23 protein-coding genes and 1 tRNA gene are annotated in these 23,453 nt (G+C 59.6%); 18 read left to right on the top strand and 6 right to left on the bottom strand.

Annotation, left to right across the window (positions count from 1 at the left end; all coding sequences use genetic code 11):
* Positions 1 to 86 precede the first annotated feature (86 nt).
* The 14 genes from HX875_RS23075 (at position 87) to HX875_RS23140 (ending at position 10,479) form a co-directional block, all read left to right on the top strand.
* Positions 87 to 833, top strand: a complete 747-nt coding sequence (locus HX875_RS23075) for a YebC/PmpR family DNA-binding transcriptional regulator (protein ID WP_010169954.1) — start codon at positions 87 to 89, stop codon at positions 831 to 833.
* 170 nt (positions 834 to 1,003) lie between these two features.
* Positions 1,004 to 1,528 carry a crossover junction endodeoxyribonuclease RuvC gene (gene ruvC / locus HX875_RS23080; RefSeq protein ID WP_003209812.1) on the top strand — a complete coding sequence of 175 codons (525 nt, stop codon included), beginning with the start codon at positions 1,004 to 1,006 and terminating at the stop codon, positions 1,526 to 1,528.
* Positions 1,529 to 1,643: 115 nt separating this feature from the next.
* Positions 1,644 to 2,255: a Holliday junction branch migration protein RuvA gene (gene ruvA / locus HX875_RS23085; protein WP_010169952.1), complete on the top strand. Its 612-nt coding sequence runs from the start codon at positions 1,644 to 1,646 to the stop codon at positions 2,253 to 2,255.
* The gene (gene ruvB, locus HX875_RS23090) at positions 2,256 to 3,314 is read left to right on the top strand and encodes a Holliday junction branch migration DNA helicase RuvB (protein ID WP_071484352.1); all 1,059 of its coding nucleotides are present in this window, start codon (positions 2,256 to 2,258) and stop codon (positions 3,312 to 3,314) included.
* A gap of 139 nt (positions 3,315 to 3,453) precedes the next feature.
* Positions 3,454 to 3,909 carry a tol-pal system-associated acyl-CoA thioesterase gene (gene ybgC, locus HX875_RS23095; RefSeq protein ID WP_177046030.1) on the top strand — a complete coding sequence of 152 codons (456 nt, stop codon included), beginning with the start codon at positions 3,454 to 3,456 and terminating at the stop codon, positions 3,907 to 3,909.
* Between the two features lies 1 nt (position 3,910).
* Entirely contained in the window at positions 3,911 to 4,606 is a 696-nt protein-coding gene (tolQ, locus tag HX875_RS23100; protein ID WP_003209819.1) for a protein TolQ, read from the top strand.
* A gap of 23 nt (positions 4,607 to 4,629) precedes the next feature.
* A complete protein-coding gene (gene tolR / locus HX875_RS23105) occupies positions 4,630 to 5,082 on the top strand; it encodes a protein TolR (RefSeq protein WP_161635741.1) in 453 nt (150 codons plus the stop codon).
* Positions 5,082 to 6,155, top strand: a complete 1,074-nt coding sequence (gene tolA / locus HX875_RS23110; RefSeq protein WP_177046032.1) for a cell envelope integrity protein TolA — start codon at positions 5,082 to 5,084, stop codon at positions 6,153 to 6,155. Before tolR ends, tolA begins: the two co-directional genes overlap by 1 nt.
* A 17-nt stretch (positions 6,156 to 6,172) precedes the next feature.
* Positions 6,173 to 7,453 carry a Tol-Pal system beta propeller repeat protein TolB gene (gene tolB / locus HX875_RS23115; protein ID WP_032881902.1) on the top strand — a complete coding sequence of 427 codons (1,281 nt, stop codon included), beginning with the start codon at positions 6,173 to 6,175 and terminating at the stop codon, positions 7,451 to 7,453.
* 55 nt (positions 7,454 to 7,508) lie between these two features.
* Positions 7,509 to 8,009 carry a peptidoglycan-associated lipoprotein Pal gene (pal, locus tag HX875_RS23120; RefSeq protein WP_003209827.1) on the top strand — a complete coding sequence of 167 codons (501 nt, stop codon included), beginning with the start codon at positions 7,509 to 7,511 and terminating at the stop codon, positions 8,007 to 8,009.
* Positions 8,010 to 8,015: 6 nt separating this feature from the next.
* On the top strand, positions 8,016 to 8,849 hold the full coding sequence (ybgF, locus tag HX875_RS23125; protein ID WP_177046034.1) for a tol-pal system protein YbgF: 834 nt from the start codon (positions 8,016 to 8,018) through the stop codon (positions 8,847 to 8,849).
* 164 nt (positions 8,850 to 9,013) lie between these two features.
* On the top strand, positions 9,014 to 9,661 hold the full coding sequence (gene queE / locus HX875_RS23130) for a 7-carboxy-7-deazaguanine synthase QueE (RefSeq protein ID WP_177046036.1): 648 nt from the start codon (positions 9,014 to 9,016) through the stop codon (positions 9,659 to 9,661).
* A 1-nt stretch (position 9,662) separates the two neighbouring features.
* Entirely contained in the window at positions 9,663 to 10,340 is a 678-nt protein-coding gene (gene queC, locus HX875_RS23135; protein WP_177046044.1) for a 7-cyano-7-deazaguanine synthase QueC, read from the top strand.
* Positions 10,341 to 10,403: 63 nt separating this feature from the next.
* Positions 10,404 to 10,479, top strand: a tRNA-Lys gene (locus HX875_RS23140).
* A gap of 119 nt (positions 10,480 to 10,598) precedes the next feature.
* Here HX875_RS23140 and pstB read toward each other — a convergent pair.
* The 5 genes from pstB to lldD all read right to left on the bottom strand — a co-directional run bounded on the left by pstB (position 10,599) and on the right by lldD (position 15,639).
* Positions 10,599 to 11,378, bottom strand: coding sequence for a phosphate ABC transporter ATP-binding protein PstB (pstB, locus tag HX875_RS23145; RefSeq protein WP_177046046.1), 780 nt, complete (start codon positions 11,376 to 11,378; stop codon positions 10,599 to 10,601).
* Positions 11,378 to 12,250: a phosphate ABC transporter permease PstA gene (pstA, locus tag HX875_RS23150; protein WP_177046048.1), complete on the bottom strand. Its 873-nt coding sequence runs from the start codon at positions 12,248 to 12,250 to the stop codon at positions 11,378 to 11,380. Before pstA ends, pstB begins: the two co-directional genes overlap by 1 nt.
* Positions 12,247 to 13,242 (bottom strand): phosphate ABC transporter permease subunit PstC, encoded by a 996-nt coding sequence (gene pstC, locus HX875_RS23155; protein ID WP_177046050.1) that lies wholly within the window; start codon positions 13,240 to 13,242, stop codon positions 12,247 to 12,249. Before pstC ends, pstA begins: the two co-directional genes overlap by 4 nt.
* 67 nt (positions 13,243 to 13,309) lie before the next feature.
* Positions 13,310 to 14,326 (bottom strand): phosphate ABC transporter substrate-binding protein PstS, encoded by a 1,017-nt coding sequence (pstS, locus tag HX875_RS23160; protein ID WP_177046052.1) that lies wholly within the window; start codon positions 14,324 to 14,326, stop codon positions 13,310 to 13,312.
* A 170-nt stretch (positions 14,327 to 14,496) separates the two neighbouring features.
* Positions 14,497 to 15,639 (bottom strand): FMN-dependent L-lactate dehydrogenase LldD, encoded by a 1,143-nt coding sequence (gene lldD, locus HX875_RS23165; RefSeq protein ID WP_177046061.1) that lies wholly within the window; start codon positions 15,637 to 15,639, stop codon positions 14,497 to 14,499.
* A gap of 108 nt (positions 15,640 to 15,747) precedes the next feature.
* Between lldD and HX875_RS23170 the strand changes: the two genes are divergently transcribed.
* Positions 15,748 to 16,674 (top strand): LysR family transcriptional regulator, encoded by a 927-nt coding sequence (locus HX875_RS23170; RefSeq protein ID WP_177046063.1) that lies wholly within the window; start codon positions 15,748 to 15,750, stop codon positions 16,672 to 16,674.
* Here HX875_RS23170 and HX875_RS23175 read toward each other — a convergent pair.
* Positions 16,640 to 18,598, bottom strand: a complete 1,959-nt coding sequence (locus tag HX875_RS23175) for a hybrid sensor histidine kinase/response regulator (protein ID WP_177046065.1) — start codon at positions 18,596 to 18,598, stop codon at positions 16,640 to 16,642. The two genes, HX875_RS23170 and HX875_RS23175, sit on opposite strands and share 35 nt — an antisense overlap.
* Positions 18,599 to 18,980: 382 nt before the next feature.
* Between HX875_RS23175 and HX875_RS23180 the strand changes: the two genes are divergently transcribed.
* The 3 genes from HX875_RS23180 (at position 18,981) to nadA (ending at position 23,248) form a co-directional block, all read left to right on the top strand.
* On the top strand, positions 18,981 to 20,267 hold the full coding sequence (locus HX875_RS23180; RefSeq protein WP_177046067.1) for an OmpP1/FadL family transporter: 1,287 nt from the start codon (positions 18,981 to 18,983) through the stop codon (positions 20,265 to 20,267).
* 128 nt (positions 20,268 to 20,395) lie between these two features.
* Positions 20,396 to 21,970: a lactate dehydrogenase gene (locus HX875_RS23185; RefSeq protein ID WP_256348157.1), complete on the top strand. Its 1,575-nt coding sequence runs from the start codon at positions 20,396 to 20,398 to the stop codon at positions 21,968 to 21,970.
* A 219-nt stretch (positions 21,971 to 22,189) separates the two neighbouring features.
* Positions 22,190 to 23,248 carry a quinolinate synthase NadA gene (gene nadA / locus HX875_RS23190; RefSeq protein WP_177046069.1) on the top strand — a complete coding sequence of 353 codons (1,059 nt, stop codon included), beginning with the start codon at positions 22,190 to 22,192 and terminating at the stop codon, positions 23,246 to 23,248.
* Positions 23,249 to 23,453: the final 205 nt, after the last annotated feature.

A 23,453-nucleotide genomic window follows, 5' to 3' on the forward strand; every position in this document is an offset into this window, starting at 1 on the left:
TTTGCGTTACAAGGGCTGTACGTTTAAGAGGGAAGTCCCGCCTGGGGCGGGATCGACAGGTTTCTACAGAATTTCGGAGTTGTGTTATGGCTGGCCATTCCAAGTGGGCGAACATCAAGCACCGCAAAGAGCGTCAGGATGCCAAGAAAGGCAAGATATTCACCAAGTGGATTCGCGAGCTGACTGTTGCCGCGCGCCAGGGTGGCGGTGACCCGGGTTCCAACCCGCGTCTGCGCCTGGCCCTGGACAAGGCTCTCGGTGCCAACATGAGCCGTGACATCATCGATCGCGCCGTGGCTCGTGGTGCCGGCGCGGCCGATACCGATGACATGGTCGAATTGAGCTACGAAGGTTACGGCCCGGGTGGCGTGGCGGTGATGGTCGAGTGCATGACCGACAACCGCAACCGTACCGCGGCGGCTGTGCGCCATGCGTTCAGCAAGTGTGGCGGCAACCTTGGCACTGACGGTTCGGTGGCGTACCTGTTTGAGCGCAAGGGGCAGATTTCCTTCGCGCCGGGCGTTGATGAAGATGCGCTGATTGAAGCGGCGATGGAGGCGGATGCCGACGACGTGGTGACCAACGAAGACGGCTCCATCGACGTGTTTACCTCGTTCGCGGGTTTCTATTCTGTGCGTAACGCGCTGGAAGCAGCCGGTTTCAAAGGCACCGACGCGGAAATCGTGATGCTGCCGACCACCAGTGCCGAACTGGACCTGGACGGTGCGCAGAAGGTGCTCAAGATGCTCGATATGCTCGAAGACCTTGATGACGTGCAGAACGTCTATTCCAACGCCGATATCCCGGAGTCGGTTGCCGAACAGCTCACTTAAGAGCGCCGGAGATCCAATGTGGGAGCTGGCTTGCCTGCGATGGCATCAACTCGGTGTAACTGATGTACCGAGGTGTCTGTATCGCAGGCAAGCCAGCGCCTACAGGGTTCTATGCTGTTACACAAACCATGTGCCTGGCGCATCCGCTTTAAACCCATCTCGCAGGCGTTATGACTCTAATCCTAGGTATCGACCCCGGTTCGCGAATCACCGGCTTTGGCGTGGTCCAACAGACCCCGCGAGGCTGCGTGTACGTGGCCTCGGGCTGTATCCGTACCGGCGCCGGCGAGTTGGCCGAGCGCTTGCAGATCGTTTACCGCGGTGTGCGTGAAGTGATCCAGACCTACGGCCCGGTCACCATGGGCATCGAAAAGGTGTTCATGGCAAAAAACGCCGACTCGGCCCTCAAGCTCGGCCAGGCCCGTGGTGCGGCCATCGTTGCCGGTGCCGAGGAGGGCATGGAAATCGCTGAATACACCGCGACCCAGGTCAAGCAAGCCGTGGTCGGCACCGGTGCGGCCAACAAGGAGCAAGTGATGATGATGGTCATGCACATGCTCAAGCTCACCGCCAAGCCGCAAATCGACGCCTCCGACGCCCTGGCCATTGCCATTTGCCACGCCCACACCCGCTCCAGCCTGATGCCCCATGGCTTGGGTACGGCACGCAGTCGTGGCGGCCGGCTGCGTCTCTGATAGCATCAGCGCAATCATTCTGCGTGGGGTGCATGAACGGCCTGTGCTGTCGGCTGACATGCCCGCGTTATTACCGGCCAGGCCTTGATCTGAGCCGATTCTTAAGGATTCGAACGTGATTGGACGCTTGCGCGGCACCCTGGCTGAGAAACAGCCGCCGCACCTGATTCTGGATGTAAACGGGCTGGGGTATGAGCTGGAAGTGCCCATGACCACCCTCTACCGCCTACCGTCGGTCGGTGAGCCGCTGACCCTGCACACCCACCTGGTGGTGCGCGAAGATGCACAATTGCTCTATGGTTTCATTGGCAAGCGTGACCGGGATTTCTTCCGCGAACTGATCCGTCTCAATGGCGTGGGGCCGAAGCTGGCGCTGGCGCTGATGTCGAGCCTGGAAGTGGATGAGCTGGTGCGCTGTGTGTCGGCCCAGGATACGTCGGCGCTGACCAAGGTGCCGGGTGTCGGCAAGAAAACCGCCGAACGTCTGTTGGTGGAACTCAAGGACCGCTTCAAGGCCTGGGAAGTGGTGCCGAGCATGTTCGCCCTGGTGCCTAACCAGCCGGACGCACCGGGTGTGCCGGTGGCCAGCGCGGAAAGCGATGCGGTCAGTGCGCTGATCTCCCTGGGCTACAAACCGCAAGAGGCGAGCAAGGCCGTGTCGGCCATCAAGGACAAGAACCTGAGCAGCGAAGACATGATCCGCCGCGCCCTGAAGGGAATGATTTAAGTGATTGAAGCTGATCGTCTGATCGCGGCCACCGGCCCGCGTGATCGTGAAGAAGTCCAGGACCGGGCCATCCGCCCCCTGAGCCTTGCCGAATACATCGGCCAGCCCACCGTGCGCGAGCAGATGGAGCTGTTCATCCAGGCCGCGCGCGGGCGCAGCGAGTCACTGGACCACACGTTGATCTTCGGCCCTCCGGGTCTGGGCAAGACCACCCTGGCCAACATCATCGCCCAGGAAATGGGCGTGTCGATCAAGTCCACCTCCGGCCCCGTGCTGGAGCGCCCGGGCGACCTGGCGGCGCTGCTGACCAACCTCGAACCTCACGACGTACTGTTTATCGACGAGATTCACCGGCTTTCGCCCATCGTCGAGGAAGTGCTGTACCCGGCCATGGAAGACTTCCAGCTGGACATCATGATCGGCGAAGGCCCGGCGGCGCGCTCGATCAAGCTCGACCTGCCACCGTTCACGCTGGTGGGTGCCACCACCCGGGCAGGCATGCTGACCAACCCGCTGCGAGACCGTTTCGGGATTGTTCAACGTCTGGAGTTCTATAGCACGGCGGACCTGGCCACCATCGTCAGCCGTTCGGCGAACATCCTTGGCTTGCCCCTGGACCCGGAAGGTGCGTTTGAAATCGCCCGCCGCGCACGGGGTACACCACGGATTGCCAACCGTTTGCTGCGCCGGGTACGCGACTTTGCCGAGGTGCGGGCCAAGGGGCATATCACCAAGCCCGTGGCAGACCTGGCGCTGAACCTGCTGGATGTGGACGAACATGGCTTTGATCACCAGGACCGGCGTCTGCTGTTGACCATGATCGAGAAGTTCGACGGCGGTCCGGTGGGCGTGGACAGCCTCGCGGCAGCCATCAGTGAAGAGCGACACACGATTGAGGATGTGCTGGAACCGTACCTGATCCAGCAGGGCTACATCATGCGTACGCCGAGGGGCCGCGTGGTCACCCGGCATGCCTATCTGCACTTTGGGTTAAACATTCCGTCACGATTGGGCGAGATGCCCGTAGTAGACGAATTCCTCGATGCAGTAGACGATTAAAAAAGGCTTGGCGATTCGATTTATTCGGCGTTTGTGCTGTCCTAGTGGCTGGCGTCGTCATTCTTTCGTTAGAAATGTGCCAGAGAATGAAAAACAGTTGCCTGGCCGGATTGGCAACCTGAGGAGTAAGCACTAGAGTATGCGCGCGCAAAACGGGGATCAGTCGTTCGCACATCGCTGTCGCGTTTATTACGAGGACACCGATGCTGGCGGCATCGTTTACTACGTCAATTACCTAAAGTTCATGGAACGGGCTCGAACCGAGCGGCTACGGGAGCTGGGCTTTGCCCAATCCACGCTTGCAGGGGAGGACCTGTTGTTTGTCGTGCATTCCAGCGAGGCGCGCTACTACGCGCCGGCGCGACTGGACGACGAACTGCTGGTCAGCGCAGAAATAACCGAATTGAACCGTGCCAGCCTGCGCTTTAAACAGCAGGTCAGGCGGGCTACGGATGCAACGCTGCTCTGTGAGGGGCAGTTCCTGGTGGCCTGTGTTCGCACCAATAGTTTGAAACCCCGGGCCATTCCCGAAACTCTACGCACGGCCTTTGCCGGCGTGAGCGGCGCGGGTAAACATTCAGAGCAGGAGATTTAGCGTGGAACCTACCGTCGTCGACCATTCCTCCATGTGGAGCCTGGTCAGCAATGCCAGTGTCGTGGTTCAACTGGTGATGCTGGTCCTGGTAGCCGCATCGGTTACCTCTTGGGTCATGATTTTTCAGCGCAGCAACTTGCTGCGTGCCGGTCGACGTGCCCTGGAGAGCTTCGAAGAGCGCTTCTGGTCGGGTATCGACCTGTCCAAGCTGTACCGCCAGGCGGGCAGCAACCCGGACCCGGATTCGGGCGTCGAGCAGATCTTCCGCGCCGGCTTCAAGGAATTCTCCCGTCTGCGCCAGCAGCCAGGTGTTGACCCGGAAGCGGTCATGGAAGGCGTGGCCCGTGCCATGCGCGTCGCGATTTCCCGCGAAGAGGAAAAGCTTGAGCAAAGCCTGCCGTTCCTCGCCACCGTAGGTTCCGTGAGCCCTTACATCGGCCTGTTCGGTACCGTATGGGGCATCATGAACTCCTTCCGCGGCCTGGCCCAGGCCCAGCAAGCGACCCTGGCCACCGTGGCCCCGGGTATCGCCGAAGCGCTGATCGCCACCGCCATCGGCCTGTTCGCAGCTATTCCCGCAGTAATCGCCTACAACCGTTTTGCCGCTCGTGGCGAAACCTTGATCAGCCGTTACTACACCTTCGCCGATGAATTCCAGGCGATCCTGCACCGTAAAGTGCACACCAGCGAAGAATAAGCAGGTAATTCCCAATGGCTTTAATCGCTCGAGCTCGCAAAAAGCGCAAGCCGGTCGCCGAGATGAACGTAGTGCCTTACATCGACGTGATGCTGGTGCTGCTGGTTATCTTCATGGTGACCGCGCCGATGCTCAATCAGGGCGTGAAGGTTGATCTGCCCAAGGTTTCCAGCGAAGCCTTGCCGCAGGACAACAACACCCAGGTCCTGACCATTTCGATCAAGGCTGACAAGACCTATTACTGGAACCTTGGCAGCGAAGTCGACACTCAGAAACAGCAGGACAAGGCCATGACCTTGCCGCAGATGACTGATGCCGTGACCAAGATCATTCGCGCCGGCAACGAAGGCGGCAAGCACACCCAGGTGTTCATTCGCGGCGACAAGGTTGTCGACTATGGCTCCGTGATGGGCGCCATGGGCGGGCTGCAGAAGGCCGGAGTCGGTAATGTTGGCTTGATTACCGAGGCGCCCTGATGCACCAACAGCGAGAGCCGTCCGCCTCGGAAAGCTTCTTCTGGCCTAGCGTCTGGGCAATTGCCCTGCACGTCCTGGTGTTTGGCCTGCTGTTCGTCAGCTTTGCCATGACCCCGGACCTGCCGCCAGCCAAGCCGATCGTGCAGGCGACCCTGTATCAGCTGAAATCGAAAAGCCAGGCCACCACCCAGACCAATCAGAAGATTGCGGGTGAGGCCCAGAAGTCGGCTGCGCGCCAGACTGAAGTCGAGCAGATGGAACAGAAGAAGGTCGAGCAGGAAGCGGTGAAGGCTGCTGCGGAACAAAAGAAAGAAGAGGCGGCTCAAAAGGCCGAGGAATCGAAAAAGGCTGACGAGGCGAAGAAAGCGGAAGAGGCGCAGAAGGCTGATGAAGCCAAGAAAGCCGATAAAGCTGCCGAAGCCAAAAAGGCCGAAGAGAAACAATTGGCTGATATAGCCAAGAAGAAATCTGAAGAAGAAGCCAAGAAGGCTGCCGAAGAAGAGGCCAAGAAAAAGGCCGCTGAAGACGCGAAGAAAAAGATCGTCGAAGACGCGAAGAAGAAAGCTGCGGACGACGCCAAGAAGAAAGCTGAAGCTGACGAGGCGAAGAAGAAAATCGCCGACGATGCGAAGAAGAAAGCTGCCGCCGATGCCTCCAAGAAAAAGGCTCAGGAAGCAGCACGTAAATCGACCGAAGACAAAAAGGCCCAGGCCTTGGCCGATTTGCTTTCCGACACGCCGCAGCGCCAGCAAGCCTTGGCCGATGAACGTGGTGATGAAGTCGCGGGCAGTTTCGATGACCTGATTCGCTCACGGGCAGCAGAAGGGTGGACCCGTCCTCCTTCGGCACGCAAAGGCATGACAGTAGTGCTGCAGATCGGCATGTTGCCGGACGGTACGGTGACTTCGGTCAGCGTGGCCAAGTCCAGTGGCGATGGTTCGTTCGACAGTTCGGCGGTAGCAGCGGTCAAGAACATTGGCCGGTTGACCGAGATGCAGGGAATGAAACCAAGCGACTTCGCTCCCTACCGTTCATTCAAGATGACATTCACACCTGAGGATCTAGCCTTGTGAGAAACCTTCTTCGAGGAATGCTTGTCGTTATTTGCTGCATGGCAGGGATAGCGGCGGCGGATGAAAAGAACATTCTGGTCACCAGCGGTAGCGATCGGGCCACCCCGATCGCCGTTGTACCGTTTGGCTGGCAGGGCGGCAGCGTGCTGCCGGACGACATGGCGCAGATCATCAGCGATGACCTGCGTAACTCCGGTTACTACGCACCGATCGACAAAGGCAACATGATCAGCCAGCCGACCCAGGCCAGCGAAGTCATCTTCCGCGACTGGAAAGCGTTGAACGCCCAGTACCTGATGGTGGGCAGCATCACGCCGGCCGGCGGTCGCCTGCAGATCCAGTACGCGTTGTTCAACGTCGCGACCGAGCAGCAAGTGCTGACCGGCAGCGTGTCGGGCACCACGGACCAACTGCGGGACATGGCGCACTACATCTCCGACCAGTCGTTTGAAAAACTGACCGGGATCAAGGGTGCCTTCTCGACTCGCCTGCTTTATGTAACGGCCGAGCGTTTTTCGGTAGATAACACTCGTTACACGTTGCAGCGTTCCGACTATGACGGCGCTCGTGCAGTGACGTTGCTGCAATCCCGTGAGCCGATCCTGTCGCCACGCTTTGCACCGGATGGCAAACGTATCGCCTACGTGTCCTTTGAACAGAAGCGTCCACGGATCTTCGTTCAGCACATCGATACCGGTCGCCGTGAGCAGATCACCAACTTTGAAGGCCTGAACGGCGCGCCAGCCTGGTCGCCCGATGGTTCGCGCCTGGCGTTCGTACTGTCCAAAGATGGCAACCCGGACATCTACGTGATGAACATGGCCTCGCGCCAGCTGAGCCGTGTGACCAGCGGCCCGGGCATCAACACCGAACCGTTCTGGGGTAAGGATGGTTCGACCATCTACTTCACCTCCGACCGTGGCGGCAAGCCGCAAGTCTACAAAACCAGCGTCAACGGCGGCGGCGCCGAACGTGTGACCTTTATTGGTAACTACAACGCTGCACCGAAGCTTTCGGCCGATGAAAAGACGTTGGTGATGATTCACCGTCAGGATGGTTTCACTAATTTCCGGGTTGCGGCCCAGGATTTGCAGCGCGGAACCGTAAAAATCCTCACAGATACCAACCTTGATGAGTCAGCCACTGTTGCGCCCAACGGCACCATGGTAATCTACGCCACCCGCCAGCAGGGCCGGGGAGTCTTGATGCTCGTGTCCATTAATGGACGCGTAAGGCTCCCGCTTCCTACCGCACAAGGCGAAGTCAGAGAACCGTCCTGGTCCCCTTACCTGAACTGACGCGGCGCTACAAAAAGAAGTACTTAACACACTGGGGTTCATTAGGAGTTTCACGATGGAAATGCTGAAGTTTGGTAAGTTTGCTGCTCTGGCTCTGGCTCTGTCCGTAGCCGTTGGTTGCTCGTCTAAAGGCGGCGACAATGCCGGTGAAGGCGCAGCTGTTGATCCAAACGCTGGTTACGGCGCTAACACTGGTGCAGTTGACGGCTCCCTGAGCGAAGAAGCTGCTCTGCGCGCTATCACCACTTTCTACTTCGAATACGACAGTTCGGACCTGAAGCCAGAAGCCATGCGCGCTCTGGACGTTCACGCGAAGGACCTGAAAGCTAACGGCGCTCGCGTTGTTCTGGAAGGTAACACCGACGAACGTGGTACTCGTGAGTACAACATGGCACTGGGCGAGCGTCGTGCGAAAGCCGTTCAGCGCTACCTGGTACTGCAAGGTGTTGCTCCAGGCCAACTGGAACTGGTTTCCTACGGTAAAGAGCGTCCAGTTGCTACTGGCCACGACGAGCAGTCCTGGGCTCAAAACCGTCGCGTCGAACTGCGTAAGTAATTCGTCATGCGAACGTGCCGTCGTGCTCTAACTGTATTGGCTCTCAGCCTGGCACCGCTTGCGGTGTGGGCTGCGGTTCCTGTGGAAGATAGCAACTCTGGCTATAACAATAGCGGGAGCAGTTATCCGCCAGCGGGTTATGGCACGAACGGCGCCTATGTCGGGGGTGCGGCTACGGCCGCACCTTCGGCACAGGGCGAGCTGTTCAACCAGCTGCAACGCATGCAGGATCAATTGTCGCAGCAACAAGGCACGATTGAAGTTCTGCAGAATCAAGTGAACCAGCTGAAGCAAGAAGGCCTGGAGCGATACCAGGATCTTGATCGACGCATTGGAGCCGGCGTTACACCAGCCGCTACTCCTGATAATTCTTCTGCCGGTGGCGCGCCAAGTGCGGCCGCCGGTGGTGCAGCAGCAGGCGCGGCTGCCAGCCAAGCCCCTGCCGCCAGCAGCGAACCGGGTGATCCGGCGAAGGAGAAGCTGTATTACGACGCAGCCTTCGACCTGATCAAAGCCAAGGATTTCGATAAGGCCAGCCAGGCTTTTACCGCATTCCTGCGCAAATACCCCAACAGCCAGTACGCGGGTAACGCCCAGTACTGGTTGGGTGAGGTGAACCTGGCCAAGGGCGATCTGCAGGGCGCAGGCCAGGCCTTTGCCAAGGTCAGCCAGCTGTACCCCAAGCACGCCAAGGTGCCGGACTCACTGTACAAACTCGCTGACGTAGAACGCCGCCTGGGTCATACCGACAAGGTCAAAGGCATTCTGCAGCAGGTGGTGGCCCAGTATCCGGGTACCTCCGCTGCCCAGTTGGCCCAGCGGGATCTGCAACGCATGTAAGCGTCGCAACCCGTTCAGAAGAAACCCGCGCCCTGCGCGGGTTTTTTCGTTAGAATCCACGCCCTTTTATGAAACACGCTTCCTGGGATTTACGCGTTGGCGCAATTCCTTGAAGTGCCTGACGGAGGCGGACAGCCTGTTTAGCTGTTACGCCCGTGGCGACTATGCAAGACACATTACGTATCACCGAAGTTTTTTACTCGTTGCAGGGTGAAACGCGCACTGCCGGGCTGCCCACTGTATTTGTGCGCCTGACCGGTTGCCCGCTGCGTTGCCAGTACTGCGACAGCGCCTACGCCTTCAGCGGCGGCACCGTGCGTACCCTTGAAGACATCCTCGAGCAAGTGGCCGGTTACCGGCCGCGTTATGTCTGTGTCACCGGTGGCGAGCCACTGGCGCAGCCTAACGCCATTCCCTTGCTCAAGCAGTTGTGTGATGCCGGCTACGAAGTGTCCCTGGAAACCAGCGGCGCTCTGGATATTGCTGCGGTCGACCCTCGGGTCAGTCGGGTCGTCGACCTGAAGACCCCAGGCTCCAAGGAAGTGCACCGCAACCGCTACGAGAACATCGAGTTGCTGACGCCCAACGATCAGGTCAAGTTCGTCATCTGTTCCCGTGAAGACTACGACTGGGCGACCTCCAAGCTGATCCAATATGGTCTGGACCGCCGCGCCGGCGAAGTGCTGTTTTCCCCAAGCCATCACGACCTGAATGCTCGCGACCTGGCCGACTGGGTTGTCGCGGACAACCTGCCGGTACGCCTGCAACTGCAACTGCACAAATACCTGTGGAACGACGAGCCGGGGCGCTGAGATGACTGAACAAAAGCGTGCGGTCATCCTGCTGTCCGGCGGCCTCGACTCCGCCACCGTGGTCGCCATGGCCCGGGCTGAAGGCTACAGCTGCTACACCATGAGCTTCGACTACGGCCAGCGCCACCGCGCCGAACTCGACGCCGCCGCCCGCGTCGCGCGCGACCTGGGCGTGGTGGAGCACAAGGTGATTGGCCTGAACCTCGACGGCATTGGCGGCTCGGCGTTGACCGACAGCTCCATTGATGTACCGCAAGGCCCCAGCGAAGGCATCCCGGTGACCTATGTGCCGGCGCGCAATACCGTCTTCCTGTCCCTGGCCCTTGGCTGGGCTGAAGTGCTCAATGCCCGTGACATCTTCATCGGCGTCAACGCCCTGGACTATGCCGGCTACCCGGACTGCCGTCCCGAGTACATCGAGTCATTCGAGCGCATGGCCAACCTGGCGACAAAGGCCGGTGTAGAAGGGCAGGGCTTTCGCATCCTGGCGCCGCTGCAGAACCGCAGCAAGGCCGATATCGTGAAGGCTGGCGTAGGACTTGGCGTCGATTACTCGCTGACTGTTTCCTGCTATCAGGCAGACAATGACGGTCGTGCTTGTGGGAAATGCGACAGCTGCCGACTGCGTGCAGAAGGCTTCCAGGCGGCCGGAATTACTGACCCAACGCGTTATTTCTGATTTATTTCAAATAAGGTGTTGAATAATCCTTAGAAATCAGTATTATACGCGCCACCACACAGCGGGTCGTTAGCTCAGTTGGTAGAGCAGTTGGCTTTTAACCAATTGGTCGTAGGTTCGAATCCCACACGACCCACCATTTTTGGCGGTTTAGAAAATCCGGAAGGCCCACGCAAGTGAGGATTTCCGGGTTTTTTTTTGCCCGGTAAAAAGCCGATCATTCCCAAGGCAGGGAGTGATCGGCTTTTTTCGTTAAACCTAGCCAAACCGCCCGGTTATATAGTCCTCGGTCTGCTTCATCTTCGGCTTGGTGAAGATCTCATCCGTATTGCCGTGCTCAATCAGCTCCCCCATGAACATGAACGCGGTGCTGTCCGATACCCGCGCGGCCTGCTGCATGTTGTGGGTCACGATGATCACCGTGTAGTGCTCTTTCAGCTCGGTGATCAACTGCTCGATGCGCCCGGTGGAAATCGGGTCGAGCGCCGAGGTCGGTTCGTCCAGCAGCAATACTTGCGGGCGCAGTGCAATGGTGCGCGCGATGCACAGGCGCTGTTGCTGCCCGCCTGACAGGCTCTGGGCGCTTTGCTTGAGTTTGTCTTTCACCTCGTCCCACAGGGCGCCGCCGCGCAGGGCCTGCTCGACACGGTCATCCATTTCCCGGCGTGTCAGTTTTTCATGGTGGCGCACGGCATAGGCGATGTTGTCGTAGATCGACATCGGAAACGGCACCGGCTTCTGGAAGACCATTCCGACGTGGCTGCGCAGGCGGTTCATCGAGTAGCCGGGAGCCAGGATGTTCTCGCCGTTCAGCAGCACCTCGCCGCGCGCCTCCTGCTTCGGGTACATCGAGTAGATACGGTTGAATACCCGCAGCAAGGTCGACTTCCCACAGCCCGACGGGCCGATGATCGCGGTGATGCGTTTTTCCGGAATATCGATGTCGATGGATTTCAGCGAACGCTGGTTGTTGTAGAAAAACTCCAAGCCACGCACACGGATTTTGGTTTTTTCAGGTTCAAGTCGGGTCGATTGCATCAGTGGGACCTATTGCGCAAAAGAATCAGGCGAGACAGCAAGCTCAGCACCAGCACGAACATCGTCAGCACCAGGGCACCGGCCCAGGCGAGGGCGTGCCAGTCATCGAAGGGGCTCATGGCGTACTGGAAAATGACCACCGGCACACTGGCAATCGGCTTGAGCAGGTTGCTGCTCCAGAACTGGTTGCCGAAGGCGGTGAACAGCAGCGGGGCGGTTTCCCCGGTAATCCGCGCCAGCGCCAGCAGGATGCCGGTCACCACCCCGGCCTTGGCCGCTCTCAATACAATCTGCAACGTCAGCTTCCATTGCGGTACGCCCAGGGCCAGGGCGGCCTCGCGCATGGTGGAGGGTTGCAACTGGAGCATTTCGTCCGTCGTCCTCACCACCACCGGAATCACCAGCAGCGCCAGCGCCAGGGCGCCGGCAATGGCGGAGAAGCCGACCTGGTGATTGGTCAGCAGGTTCAGCGGCAGGATCACGCCGGTATAGATGAACAGGCCCAGCACGATCGATGGCGCAGACAGCAGGATGTCGTTGATGAAACGCACCGTGGTACCCAGGCGCGAGTGACGTGCGAACTCAGCCAGCCAGATGCCCGCCATCAGCCCGATGGGTGTGCCGATCAGCAGCGCAATCCCGGACATCAGGGCGCTGCCATAAAAGGCGTTGGCCAGGCCGCCGTCGGTTCCGGGTGGCGGCGTCATCTGAGTGAACAAGCGCAGGTTGAGCGCCTGGAAGCCGTTGATGATGGTGGTCAGCAGAATCCACGCCAGCCACAGCAGGCCAAAGACCGTGGCGCCACAACTCAACACCATGGCCACGCGGTTCTTGAAGGCACGCCTGCGGTACAGGCGTTCGCTGCTATTCATAAGCCCTCCTTGCGGGACAGGCGCATGAGCAGCAGTCGCGCCAATGCCAGCACCACGAATGTCACGATGAACAGCAGGAAGCCCAAGGCAATCAGCGCTGAGCGATGCAGGTCGGTATAGGCCTCGCTGAACTCGTTGGCGATGACGGAGGCGATGGAGCTGCTGGGCATCAGCAACGACGCGGAGAACTGCTGGGCGTTACCCAGCACGAAGGTGACGGCCATGGTTTCGCCCAAGGCGCGACCGAGGCCGAGAAACACACCGCCGACCACTGCCGAGCGGGTGTAGGGCAGGACGATGTCCCACACCACTTCCCAGGTCGTACTACCCAGTGCGTAGGCAGACTCTTTCAATTGAGTCGGCACGCTGCGGAAAACTTCATGCATCACCGAGGTAATGAACGGCGTAATCATGATCGCCAGGACGATGCCGGCGGTCAGCATCCCGATGCCCAGTGGCGGCCCCTGGAACAGCGAGCCAATCAATGGAAGTGCGCCCAGGTAGTCGTTGATCCAGGGTGACAGGTACTCGGCCATGAATGGCCCGAAAACAAACAATCCCCACATGCCATAGATGATCGAGGGAATGCCCGCGAGCAATTCGACGGCGGAGGCAACTGGCATTCTCAGCCAGGGCGGCGCCACTTCGGTGAGGAAAATCGCTATGCCAAAACTCACCGGCACCGCAATCAGCAGCGCCAGGAAGGAGGTGACCAGCGTGCCGTAAATCGGCACCAGGGCGCCAAAGTGGTTGTTGACCGCATCCCACTCGGTGCTGGTAATAAAGCCGAAACCGAAGGTCTTGAAGGCCAGGCCACCGCCCCACAATGTCGAGGCGGCAATACTTGCCAGCAACAGCAGGACGAGCATGGCCGCGCCGAACATTGAGCGTTTGAACCACAGGTCGTTGCGTTGATCACGAGCGGCGCGGCTGTCACCCGATACATCGCTCGCGTGAGTGGTCATGGCCAGGGGGTGGACAGTTTCATTCATATCGGATGTGCTCATCCCCTTGCTCAAGCACGACGCTGCCTGGGCAAGGGGATCATGGGAGGGCGGATCAGTGGGCGAAGTCAGACTTCCAGTAACCTTCGATCCGCGTCACGAGGGAATCGGGCAACGCTACGTAGTCCAATGCCGCAGCCTGCTGCTGACCTTTTTCCAGCGACCATTTGAAGAAGTTGAAGGCCGCCTGGCTTTGCTCGGCGTTCTTCGCCTGCTTGTACATGATGATCCAGGTGGTCGCCGTGATCGGCCAGGCGTTCTCACCCGGGGCGTTGGTCATGATCAGGTTGAAGTCCTTGGCGTTGGCCCAGTCGGCGGTATCTGCAGCCGCCTGGAAGGCCTTCGCGTTGGGCTCGACAAACTTGCCCGACGCGTTCTTCAGCGAGGCGTAGGTCATTTTGTTCTGCAGGGCGTAGGCGTATTCAACAAAGCCGATGGAGTTCTTGATCTGCTTCACGTAGGCCGAAACACCTTCGTTGCCCTTGCCGCCCACGCCCACTGGCCATGGCACGGTGGTGCCGAAACCGACCTTGGTTTTCCAGCCGTCACTGACTTTGGCGAGGTAGTTGGTGAAGTTGTACGAGGTACCCGAGCCGTCCGAGCGGTGGACCACGGTGATGTTCGCGCCCGGCAGTTTCAGGCCAGGGTTGAGTGCGGCGATCGCCGGGTCGTTCCAGGCCTTGATGTCGCCCAGGAAGATTTTCGCCAGGACATCGCCATCGAGTTTCAACTGGCCGGCCGCGACGCCTTCTACGTTCATCACCGGCACGATGCCGCCAATCACGCTTGGGAACTGGCCCAGGCCGCCGGCCTTCAGTTCATCGGCCGACAGCGGCGCGTCGGAGGCACCGAAGTCTACGGTTGCTGCCTTGATCTGGGCGATGCCGCCACCGGAACCGATGGACTGGTAGTTGATCCGGTCACTGGAGCTCTTGCTGTATTCCTGGGACCACTTGGACAGCACCGGGTAGACGAAACTGGAGCCAGCGCCCGTTACGTCAGTGGCGTGAGCGACACCACTCAGGCACAGGGCGGTCAACAAGACTGACAGACTCTTTTTGGTCAGCAACATCACGACGACACCTCAAAAGAAGGGGGTAAGTGGAAGGGTCCACCTGTCTAAGACGTGACGATTTAATTCCCGGGATGTTTCTGTTTGATGACCGTTTGGCTTTATGAAGAAACATTTAGAAATATCTGCCGGCGACCTCAGAAGGGGGAATTCTGAGGTCGCAGCACTCATCAACCCTGGCTGCGCACCAGAATCGACTCATCGATCTGGGCGATCGATGTCACACCCGTCAGTGTCATCGCCACACGCATTTCCTTGGCGAAGATATCCAGCAGGTTCTCCACCCCGCGCTGCCCGTCAGCGGCCAGTGCGTATGCCTGTGCACGGCCCAGCAGCACGCCTTTGGCGCCAAGGGCGAGCATGCGCACCACGTCCAGCCCCGAGCGTACGCCGGAGTCCACCAGCACCGTCAGATCGCTGCCCACGGCTTGTGCGATAGGCGCCAGTGCCTTGGCAGTGGACAGCACGCCATCCAGTTGCCGCCCGCCATGGTTGGAGACGACGATGCCATCCGCACCGAAGCTCACCGCGTCCTTGGCGTCCTGGGGGTCGAGGATGCCTTTGATGATCATCGGGCCTTTCCAGAACTCGCGGATCCACTCCAGGTCTTTCCAGCTGATGGACGGGTCGAAGTTGTTGGCCAGCCAGCCGATGTAGTCCTTCAGCTGGGTGGGCTTGCCCAGGTATTTGGAGATGTTGCCCAGGTCGTGGGGGCGGCCCATCACACCGACGTCGAAGGCCCAGGCCGGTTTGGTCATGGCCTGCAGGATTTGGCGTTGCGGCCCGTAGGCCCCGGACATCCCCGAATGGGCGTCGCGATAACGCGCGCCCGGGGTGGGCATGTCGACGGTGAACACAAGATTTTTCACCCCGGCGGCCTGGGCCCGTTCCAAGGCGTTTTTCATGAAGCCGCGATCTTTCAGCACGTACAGCTGAAACCAGATGGACTGTGGGCTCTGGGACGCCACTTCCTCGATCGGGCACACGGAAACGGTCGACAGGCAAAACGGAATGCCCTTGTTCGCGGCTGCCTTCGCCGCCTGGACTTCGCCGCGCCGGGCAAACATGCCGGTCAGGCCCACCGGGCTCAGCACCACCGGCATTGCCAGCGGCTGGTCGAACAGGGTGGTCTCAAGGCTCAGGCTCTCGACGTTGCGCAGGATGCGCTGGCGCAGGCTGATATCCGACAGGTCCGAGCTGTTGGCCCGGAGGGTGTGTTCGGCGTAGGCGCCGCCGTCGATGTAGTCGAACAGGAAACGTGGCAGTTTGCGGCGGGCGGCTTCGCGGTAATCCGATGCGGACGAAATGATCATGAACAGTGATGCCCCGGAATGAAGAAAACGGTGGGGTGAGGATAGACAAAGGCCTTTCATGGTAAAAACAACTTTTCCAACTTGATTCAAGTCGCAAATGGAATACTCATGAACCTTCGCACGTTGCTGGCCTTCGTCGAAGTGGTACGCCAAGGCAGCTTCTCACAGGCGGCCGAGGTGGTGTCACTTACCCAGTCTACCGTCAGCAAGGCGGTCAAGACTCTGGAAGATGAATTGGGCACGCCGCTCTTCAATCGCATCGGCCACAAGAGCGAGCTGACGGCTGCTGGCGAAATCGCCTACCGTCGCGCCTTGGTGTTGCTCGCCGAGCGCAGTGACCTGGTGGCCGAGATCAATGACTTGCTGGGGCTCAAGCGCGGTGTATTGCGCATCGGTTTGCCGCCGGTGGGCAGTGGTGTGTTGTTTGCGGCGATGTTCGCCCTGTACCGACAGCGTTATCCAGAGATTGAGATCGAGCTGATCGAGCACGGCAGCAAGAAGCTGGGCGAATGCCTGGAAGCCGGTGAGGTGGATGTGGCCGCGTTGCTGGTGCCGGTGGCGGGGGAATTTGAATATCAGGATGTGCGGGTGGAGCCGCTGATGGTGGTGATGCCGATCGACCATCCATTGGCTGGACGTAAAAGCGTCGATTTTTCCGACCTCGCCGACTCACCCTTCATACTGTTCGAAGCCGGGTTTGCGCTTAACCGGATTATTCTCACGGCCTGTGAGCGCAGAGGCGTAGTCCCACGCATCACCGCGCGCAGCGCCCAGATCGACTTTATCGTCGACCTGGTTGCCGCAGGACTGGGCGTCGCGTTTTTGCCGAGCATGCTGGCTTACAAGCACCTGCATGCCGGCATTGCCTTGATTCAGCTGGATGAGCCCCAGACTGATTGGCACATCGCCCTGGCCTGGCGACGGCAGGCACATTTGCCACCGGCTGCACGGGCCTGGCTGGATCTGGCCCTGGAAATGGGTAACGTTCCCGGCACCCGGCCTAGCCTTGGGCTATCAGCGTCAGACGACTCTTGACGACTTTTTGCAGCAGCAGGGCCAGCGCCTCGGTGGAGTAGGGTTTTTGCAGAAGGACAAAGCGACTGGCTTCTTCCTGGGCAATACGCGCGTACTCGTCGTTGTAGCCGGTAGTCAGCACCACCGGCAGCCACGGATACAGGGCTTCGATGGCGTCCAGTAACTCCAGGCCACTCATGCCGGGCATGGAGATATCGGAAAACACCACCTGAAAACTTTCCGGGTTGGGGGCCAGCGCTTCCAGCGCGCTTTGGGCATCGGGCACCCACAGCACATGAAAGCCCATCTGTTCCAGGGTTTGCGAGGTGTACAGGCCGACATCGGCGTTGTCTTCGACCATCAATACGCCCAGGTTCGAGACGATGGGCGAGGCGCTGGTGTCTTGAAGTACCGGCATGGCGCTTGGCTCGACCTTGGGCAGGTACAGGGTAAATTCGCTGCCTTTGCCGCACTCGCTTTGCACCAGGATCTCGCCTCCCGATTGCTTTGCGAAACCGTACACCTGGGACAAGCCCAGCCCCGTGCCCTGGCCGATGCCTTTGGTGGTGTAGAAGGGCTCAAAGATCGCGTCGAGTTTTTCCGGCGGAATACCGGAGCCGGTGTCGGCCAGTTCGATCGTCACGTAATCGGCGATGCGCACCGGATGCGCGCGAACCGATGGTAGCCAGCTTGCCGTCGAGACGCTGATCGTCAAATGCCCATTGCCGGCCATGGCGTCCCGGGCGTTGACCACCATATTGACCAGCGCTGTATCGAACTGACTTTCATCGGCGTTGATAAAGCAGGCATCGTCCGGCACCTGGATGCTCACCTTGACCCGTGAACCGGTCAGGCTGTCCATCATCTCGCCAACTCGCATGACGCTTTCGCCGACGTTGAACACCTCTGGCCGCAAGGCCTGGCGACGGGCGAACGTGAGTAACTGGGCAGTCAGGCGGGCTGCGCGGTCGACAGTGCTGGCGATGGCTTCCACGTATTTGATGCGGCGCGCTTCGTTCAGGGAGGGCGGCTTCAGCAAGTCGGCGCAGGACTTGATCACCGTCAGCAGATTATTGAAATCGTGTGCGACACCGCCGGTAAGTTGGCCGATGGCTTCCAGTTTCTGCGACTGGCGCAGGGCATCTTCCGACAGGCGCAAGGCTTCCTTGGCTTCTTCCTCGGCCTGGATGTCGCGGCCCACGGCATGGATGTAGTCGCTGTCGGGCACAGCCGTCCAGGCGATCATGCGGTAGCTGCCGTCCTGGTGACGGTAGCGGTTCTTGAAGTTGGGGAAGTTTTTACCGTCGCCCAAACGGCTGACGGCCGATGACGAGACGGCCAGGTCGTCGGGGTGAACCAGCGCGAGCAACTGGCTGCCCACCAGGTCGCCTTCGGCGTGGCCGAGCATGCGGGTCCAGGCCGGGTTCACCGCAGAGATCACGCCGTCGAGTTGCGCCACCAGCATCAGGTCCGGCGACAGGCGCCAGATGCGATCGCGGTCGCGGGTGCGTTCCACCACCCGCTGTTCCAGGGATTCGTTGAGCTTGCGCAGGGACTCTTCGGCCTCGCGCAGGGGCGTGATGTCCCGGGACACGCAGAGGATTTTCTCTGGCAGGCCGTCACTGCCCATGATCGGGCTGACATTCACGTGCCACCATTTCAGGTTGCCGGCCAAGGTATTGGCGGCGCCGACAAAGCTGGCGTTGCGCCCAGCCTTGGCGGCGGCAACGGCGGCCTTGGCGTCGACGTTGCCCTGGTCCTGCCAGAAGTCGGGCCAGGGGCAGCCGCGAATCGCATTGAAGTCGCTGACCTCCATGATCTGCTTGCCGCCTTCGCTCATGAAAGTCAGGCGTGCGTCGAGGTCCAGCACCTTGATGCAGTCGTTGATGCTGGCAAGCACCCGTTCGGTGAAGGCTTCGCTATGGTTGAGGCCGGCGGCGGACAAATCGCTCGCACCCGAATCGGATGGGCTGTTTGTCTCTGAACCCTTCCCGACAGTGCTATTCATTTGAGTGCGGCCGCGCGTGTTAAATGGCCTTTATCATGTCATTGCGACATCTTTATCACCAGCGACTTGACGCTTTTTCGGCGGTAGTCGCCTGTAATGTTTCAAGCCTGGCCAGATGGTCAATGGTCACGGGGAAATCAAGGTTAAAACCCATCAGTCACATTCCGGTTTTCAGGTCTGAATAAATACCGTAAAAACCGCCGAAGTCTTTGAAATCAGTAGAATTGTAGGACAATTATTCGCATGAAAAACTCTTCATAATTCGCCCGCTCGAAGATTGGTAGCTTCCTCGTGCAGCCCAATAATTCGAGTTCTAATAATGAATAAAAAACTCTTCAAGAGCGCTTTGGCGCTGTCGATCTCCCTTGCCTCCACTTCCCTGTTTGCCGGTGGTTTTGCCCTCAATGAACAAAGTATCAGTTCAATGGGCACCGGTTACGCCGGGCGTTCCTCTTCCGCCGATGACGCCAGCACGGTGTACGGCAACCCGGCCGGCATGGCCCGCATCAAGCAGAATGAAGTGAGCATCGGGGCGACCTACCTGGATGCCAAATCGAACATCAAGAATGCCAGTTCCTCACAATTTGGTGCCAACAACCCGGGCACCGACAAGGGCGACATGGTGCCTGGCATTGCCGTGCCGATGGGCTACCTGGTGACGCCGATTGATGAGCACTGGGCGTTCGGCCTGGGTGTTTATGCGCCATTCGGCCTCGAAACCGATTATGAGAACGCCTTCCAGGGCAACGGCTTTGGCAGCAAAAGCGTGATCAAGGTCGTCACTGTCCAGCCAACCGTCAGCTATGCCTTCAACGACAAGGTCTCGGTAGGCTTCGGGCCCACCTTCAACCGCATCTCGGGTGAACTGGATTCCAACGTGCCGCTGGGCGGCGGCGCCGGTGAACAGGTCAAGATCAAGGGGAATGACACCGCCACCGGTTTTAACGCAGGCATCCTGGTGCAACCGTTTGAGAGTACGCGCTTCGGTGTGACCTACCACTCGCAAGTGGTTTACCACCTGACCGGCAAGACCAATGCCTCGGGCCTGGTTTCCGATGCCTTTGATGGCGGCCCGCAACGCTATGACGCAAGCCTGAACGTGACGACGCCATCGTCGGTGGACTTCTCGGTCACTCATCAACTGAACGACGACTGGACCTTATACCTGGGCAGTACCTACACCCGCTGGAGCCAGTTGAAGAAGATCACCGTCAACAACGACGGTGTGTCGGCGCTTGCGGCCCAGTTTGGCGGCTTGAATTCCATCACCGAGCAGCAGAACTGGCATGACACCTGGTCCCACGCCATTGGCCTGTCGTACCAGTTGAACAAACAACTGGTGCTGCGTACCGGCTTCTCGGTGGATCAGACACCTACCAACAACACCGACCGTTCCGTGCGTATTCCTACTGGCGACCGCACGGTATTCAGCCTGGGTGCCGGCTGGACGCCAGTCGATAACCTGACCTTCGACGTCGCTTATTCCTACCTGAAGGAAGAGCCGATCAAGGTCCGCGACAATAATCCGCAGTTGGCACTGACCTACGACGCCAAGTATGAAAACAGCGCCAACGGCTTTGGCGGTTCGGTAACTTACCGCTTCTGATGCACTGAAAGAGGGCAAAGAGTCATTTTTCTGACATGGCTCTTTGCTAGCAATTGTATCCATCGCGCTATTAAACCCTCCCTGTCTTGGTTAAATTAGGAGCAATCCAGCTCAAGACAGGGATCGTCATGACTACGCTTTCTCCCATCAGCTCAGCCATTGCCCTTATCAATCGGCCGGCCGTTACGCCGCCAGCGACGACGCTGACGCCAGAAACGGACGCCACGCTCGTGCGGCCCTCCTCGGTGGTGAGCCTCGGCAACGTGGCGGTTGATGTCCAGGCCCAGACCTATTCCCGAAACGGCCAATTACCCGTCCATGAACCGATCACGGTCTGGGAAAATGACAGCCAGGATGCCGTGACACGGGCGATTGGCGCGAATATCGACTCAACGCCCAGAGCCACCGGGTTCAGCGGCTTGGGCGCTACCCTGATCGAGCAATTCGCCAAGAGCGGTACGGACATTTCCCAGTCGGCGCTCGGCACCGCGTCGTCCAAGATCCAAAGCCCGGCCGAACTCAAGGTTCAGCAAGCGCTGCTGCACAGCGAAGCCGATAACCGGGTCAGCCTTACCGTCAAGACCGCCAGCGGCAAGACCGTCACCTTCAGCCTGGCCAGCCAGCCCGGTGGCCTGGCCGCGCAGGCCAAGGTGGACGGCGGTACCCTCAGCGCCGCCGAGCTCAAGGAGATCGCCAAGTTGGGCGAAGCCTTCCAAGGCGCCATCGACGGCCTGGCTGCCCAGCCGCCGAAACTCGATTTGAGCAAGCTGACGCAGTTTGATTCCCGTGTGTTGTCCTCGGTAGACCTCAGCGGCAAATTGAAAGTGGGGGCAGTGGATGACATCACCCTCGCGTTTCATGCGGACAGCCAGAGCCGTACCACCCGCATGAAAAGCCCGGCGGGAGAGGTGAATCTCTCGGTCGACCTGAAAAACGCCGGCATCCTCGGCAACGCCAAGCAGCAGGCAATCGCGCTGAAAAGCTACCTGGCCCAGTTCGACAAGGCCCAGGCGCGGGGCAAAGCCGATGCGGACCTGATGGCGATGTTCAAGGATGCGTTTACCGCCATGAACAGCAACTACCCGCAGGGCGTCAAAGCGCCACAGGCGCTGACCCGCAATGCCGCGGATCAAGGCCTGTTGACGGGTTTGGCAGATTTCAAGGCCTCCATCAGCCAGACGGCCAGCTCCCCCAACCCGGCGCGCCCTGGGGAAACCGACACGTTTGCCTATACGGTGTCCCAGAAAACTCGCGTGGGCGGCAGTGACATCTCGAATCGCACGATCGATCAGGTCCAGCAATCAAGCCTCAAAGCCAGTTTCCATCGGGACCTCAATGGTGGGAACCCGCCGGCTTTCGACACCCGCCGCGAGTCACAGAACTATCTCTATGTACAGGTCGACGACAAGGCCAGCAGCGCGGCGAATATCACTTACAAGGATGGATTCCTGACCAACGCCTCCGTCGATCAAAGCGCCAGCCAGAACACCCGCACCCAGCGTTACGAGATGGCTAATCTGGTTAAGGACACCCTGGAACCCAACCAGGCCAGCAGCCATCGCGACTACCTGATATTGCTGGAATACGCGGCGCGGGAGGGCAAGAGGGTCCAGGGCGCCGATGAAACCATCCTGAAGGGTGCGCTGGCGAACATGCATCAGGGCGTGTTGCTGCAAGACGATCCTGGCGCGTTGCCGCGCTAAACCGGACGTTGTAAAAAAGGGAAACCCCGGCGTGGGTTTCCCTTTTTTATGCCTCGCCGATTCCCAGATTAGGCTTTTGAATCCATTCGATATTCTGTAGCCTTGCGCAGCTTCACCGTGCTTGATGAACACAATCACTTCGTCCGGCGGCGCCCGAAAGGCTCCAGAGCCGGTGGTACACTCGACTTTCGCGCAACTGCGCCTGCAGGTCTTGCGAACATGACGCAAATTTCCGAACGCCTTCTGGTCCAAGCCCATCTCGACGCCAAGCAGCCCAAGGTGCTGAGTGCCGAGGAAGAGGCGGGCTACCGTGCCGCCATTGCCGCCGAGCTCAAGGCTCAGGACGCGGTGCTGGTGGCTCACTTCTACTGCGACCCGGTGATTCAGGCCCTGGCCGAAGAAACCGGCGGCTGTGTCTCCGACTCCCTGGAAATGGCCCGCTTCGGCGCGGCGCACCCGGCCAAGACCGTATTGGTGGCTGGCGTGCGTTTCATGGGCGAGACCGCGAAGATCCTCACCCCTGAAAAACGCATCCTGATGCCGACCCTGGAAGCTACGTGCTCCCTGGACCTTGGTTGCCCGGTGGATGAGTTCTCGGCGTTCTGCGATCAGCATCCCGAGCGCACGGTGGTGGTGTATGCCAACACCTCGGCGGCGGTGAAGGCCCGGGCCGATTGGGTGGTGACTTCCAGTTGTGCGCTGGAGATCGTTGAAAGCCTGATGGATAACGGCGAGACGATCATCTGGGGGCCGGACAAGCATCTGGGTACCTACATCCAGCGTCAGACCGGCGCGGATATGCTGCTGTGGGACGGTGCGTGCATCGTTCACGAAGAGTTCAAGTCCAAGCAGTTGGAGGACATGAAGGCGCTGTACCCGGACGCTGCGATCCTGGTGCACCCGGAGTCGCCGACGTCGGTGATCGAGCTGGCGGATGCGGTGGGGTCTACCAGTCAGTTGATTGCGGCGGCGCAGCGGTTGCCTAACAAGACGTTTATCGTGGCTACCGACCGCGGGATTTTTTACAAGATGCAGCAGTTGTGTCCGGACAAGATTTTTGTCGAGGCGCCGACGGCTGGGAATGGGGCGGCGTGCCGTAGTTGTGCGCATTGCCCGTGGATGGCGATGAACACCCTGGAGCGTACGCTGCAGTGTTTGCGTGAGGGGAGTAATGAGATTTTTGTTGAGCCGTCGGTGATTCCGCAGGCTGTTAGACCGCTGAAGCGGATGCTGGATTTTACTCAGGCTGCGCGGTTGAGGTTGGCTGGGAACGCTTGATCTGGGTTGGGTACATATCCGTTTCTTCGGTAACGGCCGCTATTGGTTCCGCTCTTACAGCGGGTCACTTTTGAAAAGCGCAAAAGTAACCAAAACGCTCTGCCCCGCCTGTCGGCGCCTCGCCTAGGCTCGGCGTTCCCTCACTCCGGGATTGCTCCGCGGGCCGCCGCGACGGGGCGTCCCTGCCCCGTCGCGGCTAAACCGG

Source organism: Pseudomonas yamanorum, from assembly GCF_013386765.1.
In the GTDB taxonomy this organism is placed as follows: domain Bacteria; phylum Pseudomonadota; class Gammaproteobacteria; order Pseudomonadales; family Pseudomonadaceae; genus Aquipseudomonas; species Aquipseudomonas yamanorum_A.